Annotated in this window: 21 protein-coding genes and 6 tRNA genes; 24 read left to right on the plus strand and 3 right to left on the minus strand. The window is 58.6% G+C overall.

Annotation, left to right across the window (positions count from 1 at the left end; translation table 11 throughout):
* Nucleotides 1-11 precede the first annotated feature (11 nt).
* From surE to rpoS, 4 genes are all read left to right on the plus strand, one after another.
* Entirely contained in the window at nucleotides 12-758 is a 747-nt protein-coding gene (gene surE / locus KUV52_RS07885) for a 5'/3'-nucleotidase SurE (protein ID WP_222525404.1), read from the plus strand.
* Nucleotides 755-1,393, plus strand: coding sequence for a protein-L-isoaspartate(D-aspartate) O-methyltransferase (locus tag KUV52_RS07890; RefSeq protein WP_222525405.1), 639 nt, complete (start codon nucleotides 755-757; stop codon nucleotides 1,391-1,393). The genes surE and KUV52_RS07890 overlap by 4 nt, the downstream gene beginning before the upstream one ends.
* Nucleotides 1,394-2,314 (plus strand): peptidoglycan DD-metalloendopeptidase family protein, encoded by a 921-nt coding sequence (locus tag KUV52_RS07895; RefSeq protein ID WP_261389942.1) that lies wholly within the window; start codon nucleotides 1,394-1,396, stop codon nucleotides 2,312-2,314.
* Between the two features lie 76 nt (nucleotides 2,315-2,390).
* Nucleotides 2,391-3,377, plus strand: a complete 987-nt coding sequence (rpoS, locus tag KUV52_RS07900) for an RNA polymerase sigma factor RpoS (protein ID WP_222525406.1) — start codon at nucleotides 2,391-2,393, stop codon at nucleotides 3,375-3,377.
* 72 nt (nucleotides 3,378-3,449) lie between these two features.
* On the opposite strand, the gene mutS is transcribed toward rpoS, so the two are convergent.
* Nucleotides 3,450-5,972, minus strand: a complete 2,523-nt coding sequence (gene mutS, locus KUV52_RS07905; protein ID WP_222526809.1) for a DNA mismatch repair protein MutS — start codon at nucleotides 5,970-5,972, stop codon at nucleotides 3,450-3,452.
* Nucleotides 5,973-6,212: 240 nt separating this feature from the next.
* On the opposite strand from mutS, the gene recA reads away from it, so the two are divergent.
* The 14 genes from recA to KUV52_RS07975 all read left to right on the plus strand — a co-directional run bounded on the left by recA (nucleotide 6,213) and on the right by KUV52_RS07975 (nucleotide 16,602).
* Entirely contained in the window at nucleotides 6,213-7,253 is a 1,041-nt protein-coding gene (recA, locus tag KUV52_RS07910) for a recombinase RecA (protein ID WP_222525407.1), read from the plus strand.
* Between the two features lie 5 nt (nucleotides 7,254-7,258).
* A complete protein-coding gene (locus tag KUV52_RS07915; protein ID WP_222525408.1) occupies nucleotides 7,259-7,717 on the plus strand; it encodes a regulatory protein RecX in 459 nt (152 codons plus the stop codon).
* Between the two features lie 137 nt (nucleotides 7,718-7,854).
* Nucleotides 7,855-10,485 carry an alanine--tRNA ligase gene (gene alaS, locus KUV52_RS07920; protein WP_222525409.1) on the plus strand — a complete coding sequence of 877 codons (2,631 nt, stop codon included), beginning with the start codon at nucleotides 7,855-7,857 and terminating at the stop codon, nucleotides 10,483-10,485.
* Nucleotides 10,486-10,497: 12 nt separating this feature from the next.
* Complete coding sequence (locus tag KUV52_RS07925) at nucleotides 10,498-11,718, plus strand: aspartate kinase (protein ID WP_222525410.1); 1,221 nt, start codon at nucleotides 10,498-10,500, stop codon at nucleotides 11,716-11,718.
* Nucleotides 11,719-11,820: 102 nt separating this feature from the next.
* Complete coding sequence (csrA, locus tag KUV52_RS07930; RefSeq protein ID WP_013344374.1) at nucleotides 11,821-12,018, plus strand: carbon storage regulator CsrA; 198 nt, start codon at nucleotides 11,821-11,823, stop codon at nucleotides 12,016-12,018.
* Nucleotides 12,019-12,256: 238 nt separating this feature from the next.
* A tRNA-Ser gene (locus KUV52_RS07935) sits at nucleotides 12,257-12,344 on the plus strand.
* Between the two features lie 4 nt (nucleotides 12,345-12,348).
* Nucleotides 12,349-12,425, plus strand: a tRNA-Arg gene (locus tag KUV52_RS07940).
* Nucleotides 12,426-12,491: 66 nt separating this feature from the next.
* Nucleotides 12,492-12,568 (plus strand) — tRNA-Arg (locus KUV52_RS07945).
* A gap of 91 nt (nucleotides 12,569-12,659) precedes the next feature.
* Nucleotides 12,660-12,736, plus strand: a tRNA-Arg gene (locus KUV52_RS07950).
* 39 nt (nucleotides 12,737-12,775) lie between these two features.
* A tRNA-Arg gene (locus tag KUV52_RS07955) sits at nucleotides 12,776-12,852 on the plus strand.
* A 39-nt stretch (nucleotides 12,853-12,891) separates the two neighbouring features.
* Nucleotides 12,892-12,968: transfer RNA gene (locus tag KUV52_RS07960), tRNA-Arg, on the plus strand.
* A gap of 466 nt (nucleotides 12,969-13,434) precedes the next feature.
* Nucleotides 13,435-13,668, plus strand: a complete 234-nt coding sequence (locus KUV52_RS07965; protein WP_222525411.1) for an OadG family transporter subunit — start codon at nucleotides 13,435-13,437, stop codon at nucleotides 13,666-13,668.
* Between the two features lie 9 nt (nucleotides 13,669-13,677).
* Complete coding sequence (gene oadA / locus KUV52_RS07970; RefSeq protein ID WP_222525412.1) at nucleotides 13,678-15,462, plus strand: sodium-extruding oxaloacetate decarboxylase subunit alpha; 1,785 nt, start codon at nucleotides 13,678-13,680, stop codon at nucleotides 15,460-15,462.
* Nucleotides 15,463-15,471: 9 nt separating this feature from the next.
* The gene (locus tag KUV52_RS07975) at nucleotides 15,472-16,602 is read left to right on the plus strand and encodes a sodium ion-translocating decarboxylase subunit beta (protein ID WP_222525413.1); all 1,131 of its coding nucleotides are present in this window, start codon (nucleotides 15,472-15,474) and stop codon (nucleotides 16,600-16,602) included.
* Nucleotides 16,603-16,609: 7 nt separating this feature from the next.
* On the opposite strand, the gene KUV52_RS07980 is transcribed toward KUV52_RS07975, so the two are convergent.
* The gene (locus tag KUV52_RS07980) at nucleotides 16,610-16,792 is read right to left on the minus strand and encodes a hypothetical protein (protein ID WP_222525414.1); all 183 of its coding nucleotides are present in this window, start codon (nucleotides 16,790-16,792) and stop codon (nucleotides 16,610-16,612) included.
* A gap of 162 nt (nucleotides 16,793-16,954) precedes the next feature.
* Between KUV52_RS07980 and KUV52_RS07985 the strand changes: the two genes are divergently transcribed.
* The 6 genes from KUV52_RS07985 (at nucleotide 16,955) to KUV52_RS08010 (ending at nucleotide 23,251) form a co-directional block, all read left to right on the plus strand.
* Nucleotides 16,955-17,344 carry a hypothetical protein gene (locus tag KUV52_RS07985; RefSeq protein WP_222525415.1) on the plus strand — a complete coding sequence of 130 codons (390 nt, stop codon included), beginning with the start codon at nucleotides 16,955-16,957 and terminating at the stop codon, nucleotides 17,342-17,344.
* 75 nt (nucleotides 17,345-17,419) lie between these two features.
* A complete protein-coding gene (gene nsrR, locus KUV52_RS07990; protein ID WP_222525416.1) occupies nucleotides 17,420-17,854 on the plus strand; it encodes a nitric oxide-sensing transcriptional repressor NsrR in 435 nt (144 codons plus the stop codon).
* Entirely contained in the window at nucleotides 17,855-18,295 is a 441-nt protein-coding gene (locus KUV52_RS07995; protein ID WP_222525417.1) for a YqaA family protein, read from the plus strand.
* A gap of 25 nt (nucleotides 18,296-18,320) precedes the next feature.
* Nucleotides 18,321-21,167: a M16 family metallopeptidase gene (locus tag KUV52_RS08000; protein ID WP_222525418.1), complete on the plus strand. Its 2,847-nt coding sequence runs from the start codon at nucleotides 18,321-18,323 to the stop codon at nucleotides 21,165-21,167.
* A 33-nt stretch (nucleotides 21,168-21,200) separates the two neighbouring features.
* Nucleotides 21,201-22,820, plus strand: a complete 1,620-nt coding sequence (gene gshA / locus KUV52_RS08005; protein ID WP_222525419.1) for a glutamate--cysteine ligase — start codon at nucleotides 21,201-21,203, stop codon at nucleotides 22,818-22,820.
* Nucleotides 22,821-22,831: 11 nt separating this feature from the next.
* On the plus strand, nucleotides 22,832-23,251 hold the full coding sequence (locus KUV52_RS08010) for a hypothetical protein (protein WP_222525420.1): 420 nt from the start codon (nucleotides 22,832-22,834) through the stop codon (nucleotides 23,249-23,251).
* A 33-nt stretch (nucleotides 23,252-23,284) separates the two neighbouring features.
* On the opposite strand, the gene KUV52_RS08015 is transcribed toward KUV52_RS08010, so the two are convergent.
* Entirely contained in the window at nucleotides 23,285-23,902 is a 618-nt protein-coding gene (locus tag KUV52_RS08015; RefSeq protein ID WP_222525421.1) for a LysE family translocator, read from the minus strand.
* Nucleotides 23,903-23,931: the final 29 nt, after the last annotated feature.

Below are 23,931 nucleotides of genomic sequence, written 5' to 3' on the forward strand. Positions count from 1 at the left end.
ATAGGCAGGTTATGAAGATCTTAGTCAGCAACGATGATGGCGTGCACGCACCGGGGATCAAAGCCCTGTCTGATGCTTTGTCCGCCATTGCCGAAACCACGACGGTTGCTCCAGACCGGAATTGCTCAGGGGCGTCAAACTCATTGACGCTCACCAACCCGTTGCGCGCCCAGCGCCTTGATAACGGCTATTACCAGGTGAACGGTACTCCCACCGACTGTGTGCATCTTGCGATCCGCGAACTGATGGAAGGGGAGCCTGATCTGGTGGTGTCCGGCATTAATGCCGGGGCCAATCTGGGCGACGATACCCTCTACTCCGGTACCGTGGCAGCGGCGATGGAGGGGCGTCACCTGGGCCTGCCCACCATTGCGGTATCTCTGGTGGGGCGCAAGCTGGAGCACTATGACACCGCGGCGGCGATCACCGCTCGCATTGTCCAAGGATTGCTGGCTAATCCTCTGCCCAAAGAGCAGATCCTCAATATCAATGTTCCCGATCTGCCACTGGAGCAGATCCAGGGGATTCAGGTGACCCGTCTTGGCGCACGCCATAAAGCGGAAGGGATGGTGAAAACACAGGATCCCGCTGGCCGTGACATCTACTGGCTGGGCCCTCCGGGCAGTGAACAGGATGCCGGTGAGGGCACAGACTTCTATGCTGTTGCCAATGGTTTTGTCTCCGTTACGCCACTGACGGTCGACCTGACGGCCCACAGCCAGTTGCCCACCCTGACCCGGTGGTTTGAGCAACTATGAGTGCACGCGCTTTGGCTTACGGCAGTCGTCTGGTTCAGCAACTTCAGAGTGGGGGGATCCGGGATCCTCGTGTACTTGAGGCGATCGCTACTGTTCCTCGTCACCTGTTTGTTGATGGTGGGCTGGCACCGCGCGCCTGGGAAAACACCGCTCTGCCTATCGGACAGGGCCAGACCATCTCTCAACCCTATATCGTGGCATTGATGACCGAGCTGCTGCTGCAGCGTCTGGGTCCAGGCCCGGTTCTGGAGGTGGGGACAGGCTCCGGCTATCAGGCGGCGGTATTGGCCAGTCTGGTGCCGCAGCTTTGCACGGTGGAGCGGATTAAGAGCCTGCAGATCCAGGCCCGCCGTCGTCTGAAGCAGTTGGATCTCCACAACATCGCCTTCAAGTACGGCGATGGCTGGCAGGGGTGGACAAGCAAAGCCCCCTTCGGCGGCATTCTGGTGACTGCAGCGGCCAGTGAAGTGCCCACCGCATTGCTTGAGCAACTTGCGGAAGGGGGACGGATGGTGATTCCGGTAGGCGGTCAGTACCAGGTGCTGAGAGTGATCGACAAGATCGATGGCGAGTTACACACTCAGGATGTGGAAGCGGTGCGCTTTGTTCCTCTGGTACCGGGGGACACCGAGTAGATGGTTGAGCAGGCCCGTAGCTGGCCCTTTCCCGCTGTTGCGCGCCTGGGGGTAATGACACTGGTGTGCTGGCTTGGCGGCTGTTCTCTGCAGCAGCCACCGGCTCCGGTGGAAACCCTCTATGCGGGACAGACCTATCGGGAACGTGAGCGCGGCAGCCTGCAGAGCCAGAGCTATACCGTAAAAGCGGGGGACACCCTCTATTCCATTGCCTGGGCCTCGGACCAGGACTTCCGCACTTTGGCTCAGCGTAATGGTTTGAGTGCGCCTTACGTCATCCACCCTGGTCAGACCATAAAACTGAGTGGTTCGGTAACAAAAACACACAATTCATCAACAGCAACTCCGTCCAGGCCTGCTACTCCCAAACCCAGTGGTGGCGCGGCCTCTACAGGTCAAGTTGCTAAATCATCCACAGAAAACGGACAAAACAAATCGGTTGATCCCGCCTCGCAGCCTAGTTATGCTGGTTCTGCGCCTTCACAAACGGGCAACAATAATAATGCTGCCTCGGTGACGGCGTCGCGCGACACCGCATTGCCGAATCGCGTTGCCCAGTGGCGATGGCCCGTTCAGGGGAAAATCATACGCCGTTTTTCAGCCACGGAGCAGGGCAACAAAGGGCTCGATATTGCTGCCGCCACCGGGACACCGGTGACCAGCTCTGCCGAGGGGCGGGTGGTGTACGCAGGGAGCGCGCTGCGCGGGTATGGCAAGCTGATCATCATCAAACACTCCGATGAGTTTCTTAGTGCCTATGCCCACAACAGCCGGATCCTGGTGAAAGAAAAACAAAGGGTCAGCGCCGGACAGAAGATCGCCGAAGTGGGCAGCACAGATGCCGACAGGCCAATGTTGCACTTCGAGATCCGATACAAAGGCAAGTCAGTTGATCCGCTACGCTATTTACCCCGTCAATGAGGGGAGTTGGGTTGTCAGAACAAGGAGGAACACCGTGAGAACAAACTAGGTTTGGGACAAACTGGGAGATTAGCCAATGAATCGCAAGAGCAACGCTTTTGATGATATGGCTGCCGTCGATTTAAGCTGTACTGGGGTTGTGGGGACCTCGGAAGGGATCGAAGCCAACGAAAACGAGGCAACTGCCTCATCCAACATTGATCAACTGGTCCAGGACGATCTTCAGAAGAACCTGGATGCGACTCAGTTGTACCTCAGCGAAATCGGGTTTTCCCCGTTGCTGACGGCCGAAGAAGAAGTCTATTACGCCCGTCGGGCTCAGCGTGATTGCGCTAAGTCGCGCAACCGCATGATCGAAAGTAACCTCCGCCTGGTGGTCAAGATTGCCCGCCGCTACAACAATCGTGGTCTGGCACTGCTGGATCTGATCGAAGAGGGCAACCTGGGCCTGATCCGAGCGGTGGAGAAGTTCGATCCCGAGCGTGGATTCCGTTTCTCAACCTATGCCACCTGGTGGATCCGCCAGACCATTGAACGGGCCATCATGAACCAGACCCGAACGATCCGTCTGCCCATCCATGTGGTGAAGGAACTGAACGTCTACCTGCGCACGGCCAGGGAGCTGGCTCATACCCTGGATCACGAGCCGACGGCCGAAGAGATCGCCATGAAGCTGGATAAACCGGTGGAAGATGTCAGCCGGATGCTCAAGCTGAATGAGAAGATCAGCTCGGTGGATACGCCGATTGGCGGAGACTCCGATAAGGCTTTGTTGGATGTGATTGCCGATGATGACCGCGTTTGCCCTGAAGTTCAGGCGCAGGACGATGACATCAATGGATCCGTTGTACGTTGGTTGGGAGAGTTGAACTCGAAACAGAGGGAAGTTCTGGCACGCCGCTTTGGTTTGCTGGGTTATGAGCCTTCTACCCTTGAGGATGTGGGACGTGAGATCGGACTGACCCGTGAGCGGGTAAGACAGATCCAGGTCGAAGCCTTACGGCGACTGCGTGAGCTGATTGGTGCGCAGGGCCTGTCGGTAGAATCCCTGTTCAAACCGTAACGACAACCTGACCAAAAACGCCGCCTGACCACGATTGTGGAGGCGGCGTTTTTTATTGGCTCAATGCCGGATTCAGAGCTGCCCTTTCAGACGGTAGAGCAGGTCCAGAGCCTGACGGGGAGTGAGGGAGTCAGGATCAACCCGTTCCAGCGCGTCAACAACCGGGTGCGGTTCTGGCAGCAGGGGCAGTTGGCCGTTCGGTGCGAGGGCAGCGGCTCCGCTTACGGGCTGCTGCTCCAACTGAGACAGGCGCTGCTTGGCTGCATAGACCACCGCTTTCGGCACCCCGGCCAGGGCGGCAACCTGCAGGCCGTAGCTGCGGCTGGCCGGTCCCTCCTGAACCGCGTGCATAAAGGCGATGGTATCGCCATGCTCAACCGCATCCAGATGGACATTGTGTACGCCTTCCAACTGGGCCGGCAGTTCCGTCAGCTCAAAGTAGTGGGTGGCGAACAGCGTCATCGACTGGATCTGGCTGGCCAGATGCTGGGCCGCTGCCCAGGCCAGTGACAGACCGTCATAGGTCGAAGTGCCTCGACCAATCTCATCCATCAGAACCAGACTGCGGTCGGTGGCGTTATTCAGAATGTTGGCGGTCTCGGTCATCTCAACCATAAAGGTGGAGCGGCCGGACGCCAGGTCATCCGAGGCGCCAATCCGGGTGAAGATGCGATCCACCGGGCCGACGACAGCGTGCTCGGCCGGGACAAAACTGCCGATGTGAGCCATCAGGGTAATGAGCGCGGTCTGGCGCATATAGGTCGACTTACCGCCCATGTTGGGGCCGGTCACGATCAGCATGCGGCGCTCGGGTGAAAGCAGAACCGGGTTGGCGATAAAGGGTTCACTCATCACCTGCTCAACCACCGGGTGGCGGCCGCCATCGATCTGAATGCCCGGCTGCTCACTCAAGTGTGGGCGGTGGTAGTCCAGGGTATCCGCTCGTTCTGCCAGGTTCTGCAATACGTCCAGTTCGGCACAGGCAAAAGCGGACTCCTGCAGCGCGGGCAGAACCGGAAGCAGCAGATCAAACAGCTCTTCGTACAGGCGCTTCTCCAGGGCCAATGCCTGACTCTGGCTGGTCAGCACCTTGTCTTCCAGCTCCTTCAACTCCGGCACAATATAGCGCTCGGTATTCTTCAGAGTCTGGCGGCGGACGTAGTTGGCGGGCACCAGCGTGGATTGCGCCCGGCTGACTTCAATAAAGAAGCCGTGCACCTTGTTGTAGCCGACTTTCAGGGTCGCGATGCCACTGCGCTCCCGCTCCTGCTGCTCCAGTTGGGTCAGGAAGTCGGTAGCGCCCTGAGACAATGCACGCAGTTCATCCAGCTCTGCGTTATACCCTTCGGCCAGCACTCCACCATCGCGGATCACCACCGGCGGGTTCTCTTTGATGGCCCGGGTCAGCAGGTCCAACTCCTCCGGGAACTCCCCAAGCTGGTTGTGTAATTGTGCCAGTTGGCGACCGGGCAACTGGGTCATCAACTCCCGCAGGAGCGGCAGTTGTCCCAAAGCCTGACGTAGGCGGGTCAGATCGCGGGGGCGGGCGCTGCGCAGCGCCAGGCGTGCCAGTACACGCTCCAGATCGCCGACCGGTTTCAGCTGTTCGGAGAGCTCAACGAAGGCGGCCTGATCCTTGATGCAGCTGACACTGTCGAGACGTCCCTCAAGCACACTGCGCTGGGTGAGCGGTTGATGCAGCCAGCGTTTGAGCAGACGGGAACCCATGGCAGTGGTGGTACGATCCAGTACTGACGCCAGGGTATTGTCAAAACCGCCAGCCAGGTTCTGGGTCAACTCCAGGTTCTTGCGGGTGGCGGCATCCAGCACAATGGCACTGCCATCCTGCTCTTTAATCAGGGCCCGGATGTGGGGCAGGGCGGTGCGCTGCGTATCCTTGACGTACTGCATCAGACAGCCTGCGGCGCAGAGTGCGCGCTCCGCCTGTTCAACGCCAAAGCCGGTCAGGTCCCGGGTGCCAAACTGATCGTTCAACAGGGCGCGGGCGGTGCCCAGTTCAAACTCCCACTCGGGACGGCGGCGGCACCCTTTGATGTGCTCAATCAACGCCATTTTCGGGAACAGCTCCGGATAGAGCAGTTCCGCCGGGCGGGTGCGTTGCAGCTCCGCTTGCAGGGCCTCATCGTCGGCCAGTTCGTTCACCACAAAACGGCCGGAGGCGATATCCAGTGTGGCGAAGCCGTATTGACCACGGGATTCATACACCGCGGCCAGCAGATTATCCTGCCGCTCCTGCAGCAGGGCTTCATCGGTCACTGTACCCGGTGTGACAATCCGCACTACCTGGCGCTCGACCGGACCTTTACTGGTGGCCGGGTCGCCGATCTGTTCGCAGATGGCGACGGAAACACCCTGTTGAACCAACCGAGCGAGATAGCCCTCCACCGCATGGTAGGGGACTCCGGCCATGGGGATGGGATCGCCGCCGGAGTGGCCGCGGGCAGTAAGGGAGATGTCGAGCAGCTCGGCGGCCCGTTTGGCGTCGTCAAAAAACAGCTCGTAGAAATCCCCCATGCGGTAAAACAGCAACACGTCGGGATGCTGGGCCTTGATGGTCAGGTACTGACGCATCATTGGGGTGTGCTGTTCCAAGTTGGCCGGGCTGCGCTGGGTCACGAGGTCTCCTGAAGACGAAAGAAAGCTAGCCCGCTATGATACCCAAAATTACCGCCGCTGCAGGGGCGATGGCGGGGAAATTTACCTCGTTTCGCGCAATTGCCAATCAACCAGGGTTGATACTGTATGATTGTACAGTATACTACTGGCATTACATCGAATCCTGTCGCCGCCAAGGCATCTTTTCTGGAGCTTTAAATGGACGAGAACAAAAAACGCGCCCTAAGTGCTGCACTGGGTCAGATCGAGAAGCAGTTTGGCAAAGGGTCCATCATGCGTCTTGGCGATGCGACCACTCTGGACATCGAGTCCGTGTCCACCGGCTCTCTGGGTCTGGACATTGCTCTGGGTATTGGCGGCCTGCCGTATGGCCGTATTGTTGAGATCTACGGCCCGGAATCTTCCGGTAAAACCACCCTGACTCTGCAGGTGATTGCAGAAGCGCAGAAGCAGGGCAAGACCTGTGCCTTCGTTGACGCCGAGCACGCGCTGGATCCGGTTTACGCCGAGAAGCTGGGTGTGAACGTCGAGGAGCTGCTGGTGTCTCAGCCGGACACCGGTGAACAGGCTCTGGAGATCTGCGACATGCTGGTGCGCTCCGGCGCGGTTGATGTGGTTATCGTTGACTCCGTTGCTGCACTGACTCCGAAAGCGGAGATTGAGGGCGAGATGGGGGATTCCCACGTTGGCCTGCAAGCCCGTCTGATGTCTCAGGCTCTGCGTAAGCTGACCGCTAACATCAAGCGCTCCAACACTCTGTGCGTGTTCATCAACCAGATCCGTATGAAGATCGGTGTGATGTTCGGCAGCCCGGAGACCACCACCGGTGGTAACGCGCTGAAGTTCTACGCCTCCGTTCGTCTGGACATCCGCCGTATCGGTGCGGTGAAGGATGGCGACGAGGTTGTGGGTAACGAAACCCGCGTTAAGGTTGTGAAGAACAAGGTTTCCCCGCCGTTCAAACAGGCTGAGTTCCAGATCCTTTACGGTGAAGGTACCTCCAAAGAGGGTGAGCTGATCGACCTGGGCGTTCAGCAGAAGCTGATTGAGAAGTCCGGTGCCTGGTACAGCTACCAGGGCGAGAAGATCGGCCAGGGCAAAGCCAACAGCATCCGCTTCCTGAAAGAGAACGTGGCCATCGCCAACGAGGTTGAGCAGCAACTGCGGGCTCAACTGCTGCTGAAGGCAGCACCGAAGAGCGAAGAGGAAGACGAAGTCGAGGCGCCGGAGCTGGGCTAAACGCCATGGCGAAAGAGCCACAGGACCGGGATCCGGTTGCTGCTGCGGTGGGACTGCTGTCCCGCCGTGATCATAGCCGCGAGGAGTTAAAGCGAAAGCTGCGCTCCCGCGGCTTTGTCGTTTCCGACATAGATAAAGCCATAGAGCGGGTCGATGAGTGGGGTTACCTCAATGACGCCCGCTTTGCCGAGGGCTTTGTTCGTTATCGCTCCGGGCGCGGCCTGGGGCCTATTCGACTGGCCAATGAACTGCGAGAGCGGGGGGTCTCTTCAGACCTGATCCGACAAACTTTCGCCGAGGCTGAGCAAGATTGGTTTGCCCTCTGTCTCGAGGTCTGCGAACGCAAGTTTGGCAACCCCGTACCCACAGATTTCAAGGCCCGGGCCAAGGTGCAACGCTACCTGGCTTACCGGGGCTTCGACATGGAACAGATCCGCTACGCCCTCGAGTCACTGCGCGGCTGACGGTAAAAAACGCGATACGGCTGGATATCTGCTGCCTTGGTGCTGGTTTGAGCAGGAGGGTTGCGGATATAATTGGCCGTTTACATAGCTTGCTGGCACTCGCCAGCGCTTACTGTCAGTTTTTTCAGGATGACCTCATGCACATGACCACCGCCGAGATCCGGACCGCGTTCCTGGAGTATTTCCGTTCTCAAGGCCACGAAGTGGTGGCATCCAGCTCCCTGGTGCCCCATAACGATCCCACGCTGCTGTTCACCAATGCCGGTATGAACCAGTTCAAGGATTGTTTCCTCGGTGCTGAGCAACGGGCGTACACTCGCGCGACAACCGCACAGCGTTGCGTACGTGCGGGTGGCAAGCACAATGACCTGGAAAATGTTGGCTTTACCGCTCGTCACCATACTTTCTTTGAGATGCTGGGTAACTTCAGCTTTGGTGACTACTTCAAGCAGGACGCCATCAAATACGCCTGGCAGTTCCTGACTGAAGTTCTGCAGCTGCCCAAAGAGAAGCTGTGCGTTACCGTTTACCACTCCGATGACGAAGCCTTCGACATCTGGAACAAAGAGATCGGCATTGCGGCGGAGAACATCATCCGCATCGGCGATAAGCCGGGCAAACCCGCCTACACCTCTGACAACTTCTGGCAGATGGGCGACACCGGTCCGTGTGGCCCCTGCACCGAGATCTTCTACGATCACGGCGACCACATCTGGGGCGGCCGTCCGGGCACGCCAGAAGAGGATGGTGATCGCTTTATCGAGATCTGGAACATCGTATTCATGCAGTTCAACCGTCACGCTGACGGCACCATGGAGCCGCTGCCCAAGCCCTCTGTGGATACCGGCATGGGTATCGAGCGTGTGGCAGCCATCATGCAGGGTGGCCACTCCAACTACGACATCGACATCTTCCAGCGTCTGATCAAGAAAGCGGCGGAAGTGACCGGCACCACTGATCTGGACAACAAGTCCCTGCGCGTTGTGGCAGACCACATCCGTTCCTGTGCCTACCTGATTGTTGATGGTGTTATGCCCTCCAACGAAGGCCGTGGTTACGTACTGCGTCGCATTATCCGTCGTGCCATCCGTCATGGCCGCAAACTGGGCGCGACCGACACCTTCTTCTACAAGCTGGTTGGTGAACTGGCGGACGCCATGGGCGCTGCCGGTGAAGAGCTGAAGCAGCAAAAAGCTGTGGTGGAAAAGGTACTGCGCATCGAAGAGGAAAACTTTGCCCGCACTCTGGATCGCGGTATCCAGCTGCTGAATGACGCGCTGGATAACCTGGAAGGTGAAGTGCTGGACGGTGCCACCGTATTCAAGCTTTACGACACCTACGGTTTCCCTGCGGATCTGACCAACGATGTGGCCCGTGAACGTGGCTTCACCATCGACGAAGATGGCTTCGAAGTGGAGATGGAGCAGCAGCGTCAGCGCGCACGCGATGCCGGTCAGTTTGGTACCGATTACTCCAAGGTGGTCAGCATTGACGGTGAGAGCGTCTTCACCGGCTACGACCGCACCGACGATCAGGGCCAACTGATGGCGATCCTGGTGGACGGCAACGAAGTGGACAGTCTGTCTGGTGAGATGGGTACCGAAGCGGTACTGGTTCTGGACCAATCTCCCTTCTACGCCGAGTCCGGCGGTCAGGTGGGTGACACCGGTGTGATCCGCACCGAATCCGGCGAGTTTGAAGTGACCGATACCCAGAAGCTGGGCAACGCCATTGCTCACAAGGGCAAACTGGTTTCCGGTCAGTTCCAGCGTGGTGAGACCGCCACCGCCGAAGTAGATGCCGGTCGTCGTGACGCGATTCGTCTGAACCACTCTGCAACCCACCTGCTGCACGCGGCACTGCGTAACCTGCTGGGTGATCACGTGGCTCAGAAGGGCTCTCTGGTGATGGCCGATCGTCTGCGTTTTGACTTCTCTCACTTTGAAGGGGTTACCGGTGAAGAGCTGGTTGCCATCGAAAATCAGGTGAACGAGCAGATCCGCGCTAACCTTGCCATTGAAACAGAGCTGATGGAGATCGAGGCTGCCAAGGCTGCCGGTGCCATGGCACTCTTCGGTGAGAAGTACGACGACCAGGTTCGTGTACTCTCCATGGGCGACTACTCCATCGAACTGTGTGGCGGTACCCACGCCAAGCGCACCGGCGACATCGGCTTCTTCAAGATCATCTCTGAGGGCGGTATCGCTGCTGGCATCCGTCGTATTGAGGCGGTGAGCGGGCAGGGTGCCGTAGCGTTTGCTCGTGGCCAGGAAGCGCAGTTGCTGGAAACCGCGACTCTGGTCAAGGGGGACGCGCAAAGTGTCGCTTCTAAGGTTAAGGGGCTGCTGGACAAGAACCGGCAGCTGGAAAAAGAACTGGAGCAGCTGAAACAGAAGCTGGCTTCTGCCGCCAGTGCCAACCTGGTGGACAGCGCCATTGAGATCGGTGGCGCCAAAGTCCTGATCAGCCAACTGGAGAACGCTGACAGCAAAGCCCTGCGTGGTATGGTCGATGACCTGAAAAACCAACTGGGCAGCGGCATTGTGCTGCTGGGTAATGTTGCTGATGGCAAAGTGGGCCTGATCGCGGGTGTGACCAAAGACCTGACCGGTCAGGTCAAAGCTGGTGAACTGGTCAACCTGGTGGCTCAACAGGTTGGTGGCAAAGGGGGCGGTCGCCCCGATATGGCCATGGCCGGTGGCACCGATGCTGCAGCTCTGCCTGCGGCACTGGAAGCGGCGAAAACCTGGCTGGCTGAAAAGCTGTAATTGGACCTGTCTGTGTCTCTTTTTGTACAGAAGTTTGGTGGTACCTCAGTGGGCTCTTTTGAGCGCATTGAGGCCGTCGCCGACCGAATTGCCCGCAGTGCTCGCGCTGGCCACCAACTGGTGGTCGTGTTGTCGGCCATGGCGGGTGAAACTAACCGTTTATTGTCGTTGGCCAAGCAGGTCTCGGCGACCCCCTGCCCCCGGGAACTGGATATGCTGGTCAGTACCGGCGAGCAGATCTCCATCGCCCTGATGGCGATGGCTCTGCAGAAGCGGGGCCTGAAGGCTCAGTCTCTGCTGGGCGAGCAGGTGGGTATCCTGACCGACGAACGCCACGGCAGAGCCCGAATCAGGGAAGTGGAAACCGAGCGTCTTAAAAGCATGCTGGCGGATGGGATCATCCCCATCGTGGCAGGCTTTCAGGGACGTTGCGGTAACAACCAGGTGACCACATTGGGTCGGGGTGGCTCAGACACCACGGCGGTGGCCATCGCCGCAGCCTTGCGGGCTGATGAGTGCCAGATCTTCACCGACGTGGATGGGGTGTACACCACCGATCCCCGGGTGGAGCCCAAGGCACGTAAGATGAAGACGATTACCTTCGAAGAGATGCTGGAACTGTCCAGCCTTGGCGCGAAGGTGCTGCAGATCCGTTCCGTGGAGTATGCTGGTCGTTACAATGTGCCACTGCGTGTGCTGTCGAGCTTCCGCGATGGAGAGGGCACTCTGATCACCTACGAGGAGGATGCCATGGATGCACCCGTCGTTTCAGGTATCGCGTTCAGTCGTGATGAAGCCAGTTTGACACTGGTTGGTGTGCCGGATGCCGCCAATGTGGCAGCGACGATTTTGACGCCCATCGGTGACGCCGGCATTGACGTCGATATGATCGTTCAAACCGCGACCGGAGACGGTAAAGCTGACTTCACCTTTACCGTTGCCAGGAATGATCTGGATCAGGCACGGGCGCTGTTATCGCCGGTTTTGCCCCAGTTAGGGGTGGCCACGATTCGCAGCGATGATACGCTGTGCAAAGTGTCTGTCGTCGGGGTGGGAATGAAAAACCACTCTGGCGTTGCCAGCCAGATGTTCCAGACTTTGGGACAGGAAGGGATCAGCATCTCCTTGATCGCCACCTCCGAGATCAAAATCTCCGTGGCAATCGACGAGAAGTACCTGGAGTTGGCGGTTCGTAGCCTACACCAGTCATTTAATCTGGATGAGGGGGAGTAAATCTCCCCTAGTGGCTATAGATTTAATCTGGTCTAACTTTATAATACTGCTGAAAGATTCAACCGCCGCTGCGGAATGAGTTGGAGATAGAGGAGCAATAGAATGCTGATTTTGACTCGCCGTGTTGGCGAAACCTTGATGATTGGTGACGAAGTCACCGTGACCGTACTGGGTGTAAAAGGCAACCAGGTACGTATCGGCGTGAATGCTCCGAAAGAGGTTTCTGTTCACCGCGAAGAGATTTACATGCGCATCCAGGCCGAGAAAGACGGCGGCGCTGCCCCCAGCGGCAACTTCTGAGTTTAGAAAGGCCGGCGAATTCGCCGGTTTTTTTCTGCCTGTTGATCCGAGAGGGCATCTGGCAGCCCCTCCCCAGCTTCCCTGCCACACCCCTCTTTTTCACCCTGTTTTGGTGGCAAAAACGGCGCCTGTTGAGTGCGTTGACACCACCTTGGTGGAATTCCGTGCAAACGCGATCTTGGCGCAGAAAAAGCGTTTGACTTATTTCCCTTAGCCCGTAATATACGCCCCACGAAACGGTGAGGTGGCCGAGTGGCTGAAGGCGCGCCCCTGCTAAGGGCGTATACCGACAGGTATCGAGGGTTCGAATCCCTCCCTCACCGCCATTGCGCGTCCGTAGCTCAGCTGGATAGAGTACCTGGCTACGAACCAGGCGGTCGGAGGTTCGAATCCTCCCGGACGCGCCACTATTCCCGGAGCCGCGCAGAGCGCGGCTCCTTGGTTTTCTAAGGATGGAAACCACATCAAATTACGCATCCGTAGCTCAGCTGGATAGAGTACCTGGCTACGAACCAGGCGGTCGGAGGTTCGAATCCTCCCGGATGCGCCATCTTCAGTCGGCACTTGCCGACCGGTGCGGGCGGTAAAGGAACAAGCCAGGCACTATACTTCGCCACCAGTGCGAACCACAAGTTTGATGCGCGTCCGTAGCTCAGCTGGATAGAGTACCTGGCTACGAACCAGGCGGTCGGAGGTTCGAATCCTCCCGGACGCGCCATCTTCCCCCAAGTGGCTGGGGTAATTGCCACACCGATGCGCGTCCGTAGCTCAGCTGGATAGAGTACCTGGCTACGAACCAGGCGGTCGGAGGTTCGAATCCTCCCGGACGCGCCATCTTCCCCCAAGTGGCTGGGGTAACTGCCACACCGATGCGCGTCCGTAGCTCAGCTGGATAGAGTACCTGGCTACGAACCAGGCGGTCGGAGGTTCGAATCCTCCCGGACGCGCCATCTTCCTAAACCCGGCCTTTGGCCGGGTTTTTTGCATTCAGGGTGCGTTGGTCGGATTGCCGGCCTGCGCGCAGAGCGCTCCGGCGTTCAGGCGGCGCAAGCCAAACGGTTGGCTTGCTGCTCTCTGCCTTTACCCTCCCGGACGCGCCATCTTCCTAAACCCGGCCTTTGGCCGGGTTTTTTGCATTCAGAGCGCTTTCCCGCATCACTCAAGCTCTCCCCCTCTTCATTTGGCTTGCGTCTGCTCCCCCGTTGGAATCATCTATTTGCCCGGCTGGCCCGGAATACTCACTCAGCCGCCTAGTGGTAAGACCAATTTGTTTTTGTGGTTCTGTGTTCTCTAATTGCCTGATTTAAAAATACTGAATTGGTATAACCAACAGACGGGTGGTCAGATTGGCTTTGACATGATTATGCGCATCGTGTGAATATCGATGCCCTGTTGCTGGAATGTTATGGAGCTGACATGGAGACACTCACACCACTTTTGACCCAGGCTGCCGGACTGATGGTGATGGGGATGGTTCTGGTGTTTGCGTTTCTGGGCTGTTTGGTTATGGCCCTGAAAGTGATGGCCCGGTTGTTTGCTCCGGCTCCGAAATCGGAAGCCACCACAAGGGAAGACGGCGCTGTCGATCCCACGCTGATCGCCGCCATCGGTGCTGCGATTCATGCTCACCGCCGTGCCACTGAACGATAAGGAGAACCCATGAAGCCTACCCCCCTGGCACTGACTGACGTGGTGTTGCGTGATGCACACCAATCTCTGCTGGCTACCCGAATGCGTCTGGAGGATATGCTACCAGTCGCGGAACAACTGGATCGCGTTGGCTACTGGTCTCTGGAAAGTTGGGGCGGCGCCACGTTTGATGCGTGCATTCGCTATCTTGGTGAAGATCCCTGGTACCGGATCCGGGCCCTGAAGGAGGCGATGCCAAATACTCCGCAACAGATGCTGCTCCGAGGGCAGAACTTGCTGGGCTATCGCCACTATGCGGATGATGTCGTCGAGGCCTTTGTAGAACGTGCCTATGCCAGCGGTGTGGAGGTGTTCCGCATCTTTGACGCCCTAAATGATACCCGCAATCTGGAAACCGCCATCCGTGCGGTGAATGCGGTGGGCGGGCATGCTCAGGGCACCCTCTCCTACACAACCTCTCCGGTCCACACATTGGAAAGCTGGGTGACGCTGGCCAAAGCGCAGGAAGCACTGGGGTGTCAATCGCTCTGCATTAAGGATATGGCCGGTTTGCTGACACCGCAGGCCGCCTTCGAACTGATCTCGGCGCTGAAGAGTGAAACGTCACTGCCCATCGCCATGCAGTGCCACGCGACCACCGGGCTGTCGACCGCCACCTATCAGAAAGCGATCGACGCAGGCATCGATGTACTGGATACCGCCATTTCGTCGATGAGCATGACCTATGGCCATACCGCCACGGAAACGGTTATGGCGATGGTGGCCGGGACGGAACGGGACACCGGCTATGACCCCGCTGCGCTGGCGCCCATCGCTCAGCATTTCCGTCAGGTTCGTACCAAATACGCTCAGTTTGAGGGCAGCCTCAAAGGGGTCGACGCCCGCATTCTGACGGCGCAGGTACCCGGCGGCATGCTCACCAATATGGAGAACCAGCTTAAGGAGCAGGGCGCACTGGATCGACTTGATGAGGTGCTTGAGGAGATCCCACGGGTGCGTAAGGAGCTTGGTTACCTGCCACTGGTGACGCCCACCTCCCAGATTGTTGGTACACAGGCGGTGCTGAATATCCTAACGGGCCAGCGTTACCAGAGCATCACCAAGGAAACCCAGGGCGTACTGCGTGGCGAATATGGTCGAACGCCCGCGCCGGTAGATGAAGCGCTGCAAGCCAAGGTACTGGACGGTCAGGCACCGATAACCGGACGCCCCGCCGACGAACTGGCGCCCGAAATCCCGCGACTGACGGAAGAGCTGACGCAGATCGCCGGTAAAGAAGGTATCGAACTGGCGGACACGGTGCTTGATGACGTACTGACCTACGCCCTGTTCCCGCAGATTGGTCGTAAGTTTCTGGCCAATCGCCACTGCCCGGAGGCGTTTGAGCCTGTCCCGGATCCAGCTAAGTCGAAAGTGGCTGACAGCGCGCCCGTCGCGCCGGCTCAGCCCGCCACCTATCAAGTGCGGGTCAATGGCCAAAACTTCACGGTGGAGGTGTCCGAAGGGGGAGAACTGACCCGTATCGAGCCTGCTGCGCCAGCGCCTGCCGCAGACCCGGTGAGTGCTCCGGCGTCGCAACCGAGCAGTGTGCTCAATGCTCCTCTGGCGGGCAACATCTTCAAAGTACTGGTGGGCCCGGGCCAGCAGGTCAACGCTGGTGAAGTGGTGATGGTGATGGAAGCGATGAAGATGGAGACGGAGATCCGGGCCAGTGATACCGGCCAGGTGCATCAGTTGCATGTCAAAGAGGGGGACAGCGTGTCCGTTGGTGATCCCCTGGTGAGCCTGGCTTAAGGAGCGGTTGTGGAGGGATTCAACGCATTTTGGCTGCAGACCGGTCTGGCCAACTTTAGCTTGGGGCAGGGCATCATGATGGCAGTTGGCGCGACGCTGCTCTATCTGGCCATTGTCCGCCGTTTTGAACCGTTGTTGCTGCTGCCCATCGGGTTTGGTGCGATTCTGGCCAACATTCCCGGCGGCGGTTTTAACGAGCCGGGAGGGTTGCTGTATTACGCCTACCACGTGGGGATTGAGAGCGGTGTCTTTCCGTTGCTGATCTTCCTCGGTGTCGGTGCGATGACCGATTTTGGTGCTCTGATTGCCAATCCCCGCACGCTCTTTCTGGGGGCGGCGGCCCAGTTCGGTATCTTTGCCACCCTGCTGGGGGCGATCGCACTGAACCTGGTGCCCGGCTTCTCCTTTACCCTGGAGGACGCTGCGGCCATCGCCATCATTGGTGGGGCGGATGGGCCTACTGCCATCTTCCTGGCCTCAAAGCTGGCGCCGGATCTGCTCGGTGCCATCGCCGTTGCGGCGTACTCCTATATGGCACTGGTGCCCCTGATTCAGCCACCCATCATGAAGGCTTTGACCACTGAAGCCGAGCGTCGCATTGAGATGGCGCAACTGCGGGAAGTCAGCAAGCAGGAGAAGATTCTGTTTCCGCTCCTGGTTCTGGGCCTGACCATTTTGTTCCTCCCTCCTGCGACCCCACTGGTCGGGATGTTCTGTCTGGGCAACCTGATGCGGGAAGCGGGCGTGGTGGATCGCCTCTCCAACACGGCACAGAATGAGCTGATCAACATCGTTACCATCTTCCTGGGTCTGGCGGTAGGGTCCAAACTCTCTGCCGACAAGTTCCTCACTGTAAACACACTGGGAATTCTGGCTCTGGGGGCGGTGGCTTTTGCCGTAGGGACGGCAGCGGGCGTACTGTTGGCCAAGCTGATGTGCCGACTCAGCGGGGGTAAAGTGAATCCGTTGATTGGCGCGGCGGGCGTGTCTGCCGTGCCGATGGCGGCACGAGTGGTGAATAAGGTGGGTCTGGAAGCCAACCCTCACAACTTCCTGCTGATGCACGCGATGGGCCCCAATGTGGCTGGCGTGCTGGGCAGCGCAGTGGCTGCCGGTGTGCTGCTGGCGGTACTCGGGTAAACCTCAACTACATCGACTGGGTGTTGGTGAGCCACAACAGCAGGCTCATCACGCCCAGCAGTCCGGCGGAAAACACCAGAATATAGATAAACCCTTGTTGTCCCTGCTTCAGGCTGAAGCCATTGATCTGGAGATACACGAACCAGAGCAGGCAGAGCAGCATGGGGATTAAGAAAAGCCTGGCGATCATGATGTGCCTTTACCTCCCTTTTTTCCCAAGCTTAACACTCACATTCCCCTCTTGTCAGGGATTGTAAAATCCGAGTAAACAACTGTTTTTGCGTGATCTTCGTCACTATGGGTGAATGAGCGAGCCGGTAGCATTGCGCCTGCTTATTGGACGGAGAAGATCATGCGCATAGCCCTCTTATTGTTGTTATTGCCCTTTCAGGCCGGGGCATTCTGGGGGTTGAGCCTACCCGAATGGTTAGAGCGGGAGAGCCGCCAATTGGCCAAGGAATTAAATAGTGGAGTGGGGCAGAGCCAGAATCCGAACTTCCTGCGGGCGGAGTTCCAGGGGGGGGTAATGTCATTCTATTACCGGGCCGTCAGCGCCGACGCTATGGCCCCCTTTGGTGCGGTGGTCGAGGATCAGACTGATGCCGTGATCCGCGGTTACTGTCAAAGTGCGTACTACCGAAAACGTCTGGACGCGGGACTGGTCTACCGCCATATCTACGAGGGTCCCTCTGCGCCGCCCTCCCTCACCATACGCGCCAGCTCCTGCCAGGGGAGCTACTGATTTGTCAAAGTTGCACGTGAGAGCAATGTTTCGACAGCGCAGTTCGGGTAAACTCTTTCACCGGAGGTACTCAACGTGCAATTAACCAGTTTCAGCGATTTCGCCTTTCGCGCCCTGATCTATTTGGGCACCCTGCCACCGGGTGAGCTGACCAGCATCAGCAAGGTGACCGAAGTGTACGGGGTATCCCGCAACCATATGGTTAAGGTGATCAACAAGCTGGGTCATGCCGGCTTTGTCACCACCGTGCGTGGCAAGCACGGCGGTATCCGTCTGGCCAAGTCACCAGACGAGGTTGTTCTGGGGGATGTGGTTCGGGCTCTGGAGCCGCTCAAGCTGGTGGATTGCGGCAGCCCGTTCTGTCATATCGTGCCGGCCTGCCGCCTGAAAGATGTGCTTCAGGAAGCCACCGATGCCTTCCTGGCCTCTCTGGACCAATACACCCTGGCGGACATGCTGAAGCAGAATCCGCATCTGGTCACCCTGTTACACCAGCCACCGGCCCGCTAGATGCTGACCAGTTTTACCCTTTGGGGGTTATTCTTCAGCGCCTTTATCTCGGCGACGCTAGCCCCCGGCGGCTCCGAAGCGGTGCTGGCTTACCTGGTCAGTCAGGGGCAGTGGGCCGTGCTACTGTTGCTCCTGGTGGCGACGATTGGCAACACCCTTGGCTCGTTGACCAGCTATGTTATTGGCAGGGTGGTGCATCGACGTAAATCCCCGGAGCAACTGCTGTCCGGAAAAGAGAGCCGGGTGTTGGGCTGGGTTGAGCGGCATGGGATCTGGTCCCTTCTGCTGGCCTGGCTTCCCGGTGTCGGCGACGCTATCCCTTTGTTGGCCGGCTGGTTTCGTTTTCCCGTCCTGTTTAGTACGCTGTTGATCTTTATCGGTAAGTTTCTGCGTTATTCAGTGGTTGCCGGGGTCACGTTAGGGGTCCTCGGAAGCGCCTGATCGATATACACAACCCGGAGGTGTTATGAAAGGTTGGCAAAAGCTCTCGCTGGCAGCCTTGGTCTCGGCGACGCTTATCGCCTGTGCAGGGGAACCCCGCACACCGGCTATCCCGGAAGGCTTCACGTTGATTGAGCAGGTGGATGCGGCACCAGGAGAGGTCCGCATCCCCTATCAGAAGTACCGGCTCGAGAACGGCCTGACCGTGATTCTGAGTCCCGATGACTCCGATCCCCTGGTCCATGTGGACGTCACCTATCATGTCGGCTCAGCCCGAGAGGAGTTGGGCAAGTCCGGCTTTGCCCATTTCTTTGAGCATATGATGTTCCAGGGCTCAAAGCATGTGGCTGATGAACAGCACTTCCAACTGGTGACGGAAGCGGGGGGAACCCTCAACGGCACCACCAACAGCGATCGCACCAACTATTTCGAAACCGTTCCGGATAACCAGCTCGAAAAGATGCTCTGGCTCGAAGCGGACCGCATGGGCTTCCTGTTGGATGCGGTGACCGAAGAAGCATTTGAGATCCAGCGTGCCACGGTGAAAAACGAGCGCGGACAGCGTGTCGACAACCGCCCCTATGGTCGTCTGAATGAGCGTGTCGGTCAGGCGATGTACCCTCAGGGGCACCCCTACTCCTGGCCGGTTATTGGCTGGATGGAGGATCTTGACCGCGGCAATGTCGAGGATCTGCGCCGCTTCTTCCTACGCTGGTATGGCCCCAACAATGCCACTTTGACCATCGGCGGTGATTTCGATGTGGCTCAGACCCTGGCCTGGGTAGAAAAGTACTTTGGCCCCATTCCTCGTGGGCCGGAAGTGGAAAACGCACCCAAGCAGCCCGCGACCCTGGAGAGTGACCGCTATATCTCCATGGAAGACAAAGTGCATCTGCCGCTGGTCTACATGAGCTTCCCCACCGTCTATGCCCGTCACGAAGATGAAGCCGCGCTGGATCTGTTGGCGGACATTCTGGGTGGCGGCCGCACCTCCATCTTCTATAAGAACCTGGTTCAGGAAGGGTTTGCGGTACAGGCCGGGGTGAGTCACCCCTGCCGCGAGCTGGCTTGTGAGTTCGGTCTCTATGCTCTGGCGAACCCGGCCAAAGAGTTGAAGCTGGCGAAGATTGAGGCGTTGATCCGCGAATCGATCGCCGAGTTTGAACAGCGCGGTGTCAAACCCGAAGACCTGGAGAAGGCCAAGGTTCAGCACGAAGCGAACACCCTCTATGGACTGCAAAGTGTCCGTGGCAAGGTCAGCACCCTGGCTTTCAATGAAACCTTCTTCGATAACCCGGATCTGATTGCCGAAGATCTGGCCCGCTATGATGCCGTTACCGCCGACGATGTGGTGCGCGTGTTCAACACCTACATCAAGGGCAAGAGCGCAGTGATCATGAGCGTAGTGCCGGAAGGACGCCTCGACCTGATCGCTGCCGCAGACACCTTTACCCCCGCGCCGCTGGAACTGAAAGCCACTCCGCAAACGCTGCAAGCGGTGATGCCTCCGGTGATTGTGGACAGCTTTGACCGCAGCCAGGTGCCGCCTGCCGGCCCCAACCCACAGGTGGAACTTCCCGCCTTGTGGCGAGGCAAACTGGAAAACGGCATTCCGGTGATTGGCACTCAGAGTTTGGAAACTCCCACCGTTGAGTTGCTGATCGCTCTGGATGGCGGCAACCGCCTGCTCTCTCCGGAGAAGGCGGGCCTCGCCCAACTGACGGCGGCGATGATGAGCGAATCTACCGAGCGTTACAGCACCCCCGAGTTTGCTGAAGCCCTCGAACTGCTGGGTTCCCGCATCAACGTCAGCGCATCCGGCTATCGAACCTACGTTTCCGTCAGTGCCCTGACCCGAAACCTGCAGCCGACCATCGACCTGCTGCTGGAGCGTCTGCTGCACAGTGCCTTTGACGAAACCGACTTTGCTCGCGTCAAAGAGCAGCACCTGCAGGGGCTGATGCACTCCAAGAATGAGCCGGGCTGGATCGCTTCCAGCGCCTGGAGCGGCCTGGTGTATGGGGAAGACAATCCTCAGGGTCATCCCCTCGACGGCACCCTTGAGAGCGTTTCTGCGCTGACACTGGAAGACGTCAAGGCGTTCTACGCCGAGCAGTTCCGTGCCGGTAACGCGGAGGTGGTTGTGGTTGGGGATCTCCCGCAGACCGAACTGATGAGCGCACTGGCGCCGTTGTCTCAGTGGCAGGGCGGTAAGACGCCGTGGCCCGAGATGCAGCCGATGCCGCAACTGGGTGGACCGGTGATCTACCTGCTCGACAAGCCCGGCTCCGCTCAGTCGGTAATTCGCATCGGCAAGCGCACCGTACCTTACGACGCCACCGGTGAGCACTTCCTCTCTACCTTGATGAACTACCCCCTGGGTGGGGCGTTTAACAGCCGCATCAACCTGAATCTGCGTGAGGACAAAGGCTACACCTACGGTGCCCGCAGCGGCTTTAATGCCGGCCCGGAGCTGGGGCAGTTCCTGGCTTCAGCCGATGTGCGCTCTGATGCCACTGCCGCCTCTGTGGCGGAGTTCATCAAGGAGATCAGCGAGTACCAGGCCAACGGTATGACTGCTGAGGAACTGGCCTTTATGAAGTCCTCCATCTCCCAGGCAGAGGCACTCAAGTTCGAGACACCCGGACAGAAAGCCCGTTTCCTGGACAAACTTCAGCGCTATGACCTGAGCGATGACTACGTGAAGCAGCAGGGGCGCATCATCGCTGATGCCACCCTGGATGAGCTCAATGCAGTGGCAGCACGGGAGTTGAAGCTGGAGCAGATGATCATTCTGGTGGTCGGTGACAGAGCCAGCAATGAGGAGGCACTTCGCCAACTGGGCTATGACGTACGTCTCATTAGCCTGTAAACTAAGTGCCATAACCTTCACATTCCACAGTAAATGGGCGGCCTTCGGGTCGCCCATTACTCAACAAAGAGATCGGCATTGAACGCCTTCAACACAGCTGTCGAGCGGTTAAGCCAACCCGAGTGGCGAGATGCCCTGCGTGGCTTAAATCGCGGTATTGAACGGGAGGCTCTGCGCATCGATGCTCAGGGTCGCCTGGCTCAGGATATTCACCCTGTTGCATTGGGCTCAGCCCTGACCCACCCCTGGATCACCACCGACTTCAGTGAAGCCCTGATGGAGCTGATAACGCCGGTGTACCAGGACCCGGATGCCCTGCTGGATCATCTGGCGGACACCCACAGTTTCGTTTTACGCCATCTGAACGGTCAGCGTCTCTGGCCCTTCTCCATGCCTTGTTTTATCGACTCGGCGGAGAACATTCCGATCGCGCAGTATGGCACTTCCCATACCGGACAAATGAAAACCCTGTATCGGGTGGGCCTTCAGCACCGTTATGGTGCCATGATGCAGGCCATTGCCGGGTTGCACTTCAACTTCTCCGTGCCTAAGGCGTTGTGGGAAGCGCTGGGTGTCGATGGTGAGGATCAGGACGCGATCTCTGAGCGTTACTTCTCCCTGCTGCGCCACTTCAAACGTCACGCCTGGGTATTGGCCTACCTGTTTGGGGCCTCGCCCAGCCTGTGCCGCTCCTTCCTGCAGGGGCGCGACCCTGCCTCGGGGCTGCCCTTTGAGGAGCGCGACGGCACGCTGTATCTGCCCTACGCAACCTCACTTCGGATGAGTGACCTGGGCTACACCAACAAAGCTCAGGACAAGCTTCAAGTCAGCATCAACAGCATCGACGAGTACATTCGTGACCTTAAGGAGGCGATCAGCCTGCCTTCCGAGGAGTACGCTAAGTTTGGGGTTAAGGTGAATGGCGAGTATCGCCAGCTTAATGCCAATGTCCTGCAGATTGAGAACGAGCTGTATGCCACCATGCGGCCCAAGCGCACCGCGGCTTCGGGGGAGACCCCGTCCGATGCGCTGGCGCGGGGTGGCGTCGAGTATGTCGAGGTGCGCGCACTGGACGTGAACCCGTTTGAGCCCCTGGGTATCAGCCGCGACCAGATCCTGTTGCTTGACCTGTTCCTGCTCGATGGTCTGCTGGAGCCGCAGCCTGCTCGTGATGAGCAGGAACTGACCGAACAGAAGGCCAACTTCAAAGAGGTGGTGCTGGACGGGCGTCGTCCCGGCAAAACCCTGATGCGGAACGGGCAGCCGGTGGCGCTGGCGGACTGGATGAGCGAACTGATGGCGCGCTGGGGCAAGTTGGCCGCGATTCTGGATGCCGCCAATGGGGACGAGCGTTACGGTCAGGCGCTGAACGCCTGGTTGGGCGCAGCCCGCGACCCGGAGCAGACTCTGTCAGCCAAAGTGCTGGCGGTGAGTCTGGCTGAAGGCCATGGCCACTGGGCGGATCGCATGGCGACCGAGCATCGGGAGGCCCTGCTGAACCGGGATTACGCCCGTCTGAGCGAAGCTCAACTGGTTACTGCGGCTGCGGACTCTCTAAAAGCGCAATCAGCACGTGAAGCGGAAGACCAGGGCAGCTTCGAGCAGTTTCTGGCGGACTACTTCCGTCGCCAAAATGGTGGCTCTGACAACTGAGGAGTGAGGGTATGGTGGATAAACTGCGATGGGGTGCAATGGCGGCGTTGCTTCTGGCCGGATGCGCCAGCCAGGGTGACCTGACGAAACCCTGCGGCGAGTTGTCCACCTTCTATCAGCCCCCGGAGACCCAAAACCTGTTTAAAGTGGTGGTCACGCGGATTAACGAGGAAAACGTGATCAGCAAGCCCACCTACCAACTTGCACCCGGCACTTATCAGATTCGCCTGGTGGAGTTGATCGATGACCCGAGACTGTCGGTGTCGTTGCGCAACCGCAGCTACAAGGAGCTGACCCTCAAGGTGGATGCCGATGTTCGCTATCATCTGGCGGCCAGGTTCAACAGCGATAAGCGCTACCAGGGGATATCCCAGCAGTATTGGGACCCGGTCGTGTGGCGGGAGTCCACCACCGAATGCCGTATGAAATAGCACAACGCCCCGCATCGACGGGGCGTTGTTGTATCAGGTGAGCAGCATCATGCCGCCCAAACCCATAAAGACGACAGCACAGACGCGGTTGAAGCCTTTTTGGGCACCGGGGTTGGCCAGGTGATTGGCGAGCGCACAGCCCCCCAGAGCAACCAGGTTGAGGATGAGGAAGTCGACTGCGGTAAAGGTCAGGCTCAGCACCATGAACTGCTCGGTGAGGCTTTCACCGGACTGGATGAACTGGGGAAACAGCGCCGCGAAGAACAGCAGGCCCTTGGGGTTGGCCAGACCGATCATCAGGGTTTGTCGGAACAGCTCCCGGCGGCTGCGACACTGGTGTTGATAGCCTTCGGCAGCGGGAGTGGCTTTGCGCACTCGCCAGGCGTTGATGCCAAGCCAGATCAGGTAGGCAGCACCGCCATAACGGAGCAGATCGTACAGAACCGGTTGGGCGGTGATCAGGGCACCGATACCGGTAGCGGAGAGCACCATGAGGATCATGCCGGCGACATTAGAGCCCAGTACAGTGAAGAGGGCACGGCCGTGTCCGAAGCGGACGCTGGTCGAGAGGGTCATCAGGGTCATGGGACCAGGCGCTGCCAGCAGCACCACCACAGTGGCCAGATAGACCAAGTACAACTCGGTGGACATGAGAGTGATTGATTGGGTTTCACGAGGCG

The organism is Ferrimonas balearica (assembly GCF_019802055.1).
In the GTDB taxonomy this organism is placed as follows: domain Bacteria; phylum Pseudomonadota; class Gammaproteobacteria; order Enterobacterales; family Shewanellaceae; genus Ferrimonas; species Ferrimonas balearica_A.

What these genes read in the sequence shown, in the direction of transcription:
- rpoS (WP_222525406.1), top strand. Translation starts at nt 2,391, where the DNA reads ATGAATCGCAAGAGCAACGCTTTTGATGATATGGCTGCCGTCGATTTA.
- KUV52_RS07965 (WP_222525411.1), top strand. Translation starts at nt 13,435, where the DNA reads ATGGAGACACTCACACCACTTTTGACCCAGGCTGCCGGACTGATGGTG.
- mutS (WP_222526809.1), bottom strand. Translation starts at nt 5,972, where the DNA reads ATGATGCGTCAGTACCTGACCATCAAGGCCCAGCATCCCGACGTGTTG.
- KUV52_RS08015 (WP_222525421.1), bottom strand. Translation starts at nt 23,902, where the DNA reads ATGTCCACCGAGTTGTACTTGGTCTATCTGGCCACTGTGGTGGTGCTG.
- KUV52_RS07985 (WP_222525415.1), top strand. Translation starts at nt 16,955, where the DNA reads ATGCGCATAGCCCTCTTATTGTTGTTATTGCCCTTTCAGGCCGGGGCA.
- gshA (WP_222525419.1), top strand. Translation starts at nt 21,201, where the DNA reads ATGGGCGGCCTTCGGGTCGCCCATTACTCAACAAAGAGATCGGCATTG.
- csrA (WP_013344374.1), top strand. Translation starts at nt 11,821, where the DNA reads ATGCTGATTTTGACTCGCCGTGTTGGCGAAACCTTGATGATTGGTGAC.
- surE (WP_222525404.1), top strand. Translation starts at nt 12, where the DNA reads ATGAAGATCTTAGTCAGCAACGATGATGGCGTGCACGCACCGGGGATC.
- recA (WP_222525407.1), top strand. Translation starts at nt 6,213, where the DNA reads ATGGACGAGAACAAAAAACGCGCCCTAAGTGCTGCACTGGGTCAGATC.
- KUV52_RS07980 (WP_222525414.1), bottom strand. Translation starts at nt 16,792, where the DNA reads ATGATCGCCAGGCTTTTCTTAATCCCCATGCTGCTCTGCCTGCTCTGG.
- KUV52_RS08010 (WP_222525420.1), top strand. Translation starts at nt 22,832, where the DNA reads ATGGTGGATAAACTGCGATGGGGTGCAATGGCGGCGTTGCTTCTGGCC.
- KUV52_RS07895 (WP_261389942.1), top strand. Translation starts at nt 1,394, where the DNA reads ATGGTTGAGCAGGCCCGTAGCTGGCCCTTTCCCGCTGTTGCGCGCCTG.
- KUV52_RS07890 (WP_222525405.1), top strand. Translation starts at nt 755, where the DNA reads ATGAGTGCACGCGCTTTGGCTTACGGCAGTCGTCTGGTTCAGCAACTT.
- KUV52_RS08000 (WP_222525418.1), top strand. Translation starts at nt 18,321, where the DNA reads ATGAAAGGTTGGCAAAAGCTCTCGCTGGCAGCCTTGGTCTCGGCGACG.
- KUV52_RS07915 (WP_222525408.1), top strand. Translation starts at nt 7,259, where the DNA reads ATGGCGAAAGAGCCACAGGACCGGGATCCGGTTGCTGCTGCGGTGGGA.
- oadA (WP_222525412.1), top strand. Translation starts at nt 13,678, where the DNA reads ATGAAGCCTACCCCCCTGGCACTGACTGACGTGGTGTTGCGTGATGCA.
- alaS (WP_222525409.1), top strand. Translation starts at nt 7,855, where the DNA reads ATGCACATGACCACCGCCGAGATCCGGACCGCGTTCCTGGAGTATTTC.
- KUV52_RS07995 (WP_222525417.1), top strand. Translation starts at nt 17,855, where the DNA reads ATGCTGACCAGTTTTACCCTTTGGGGGTTATTCTTCAGCGCCTTTATC.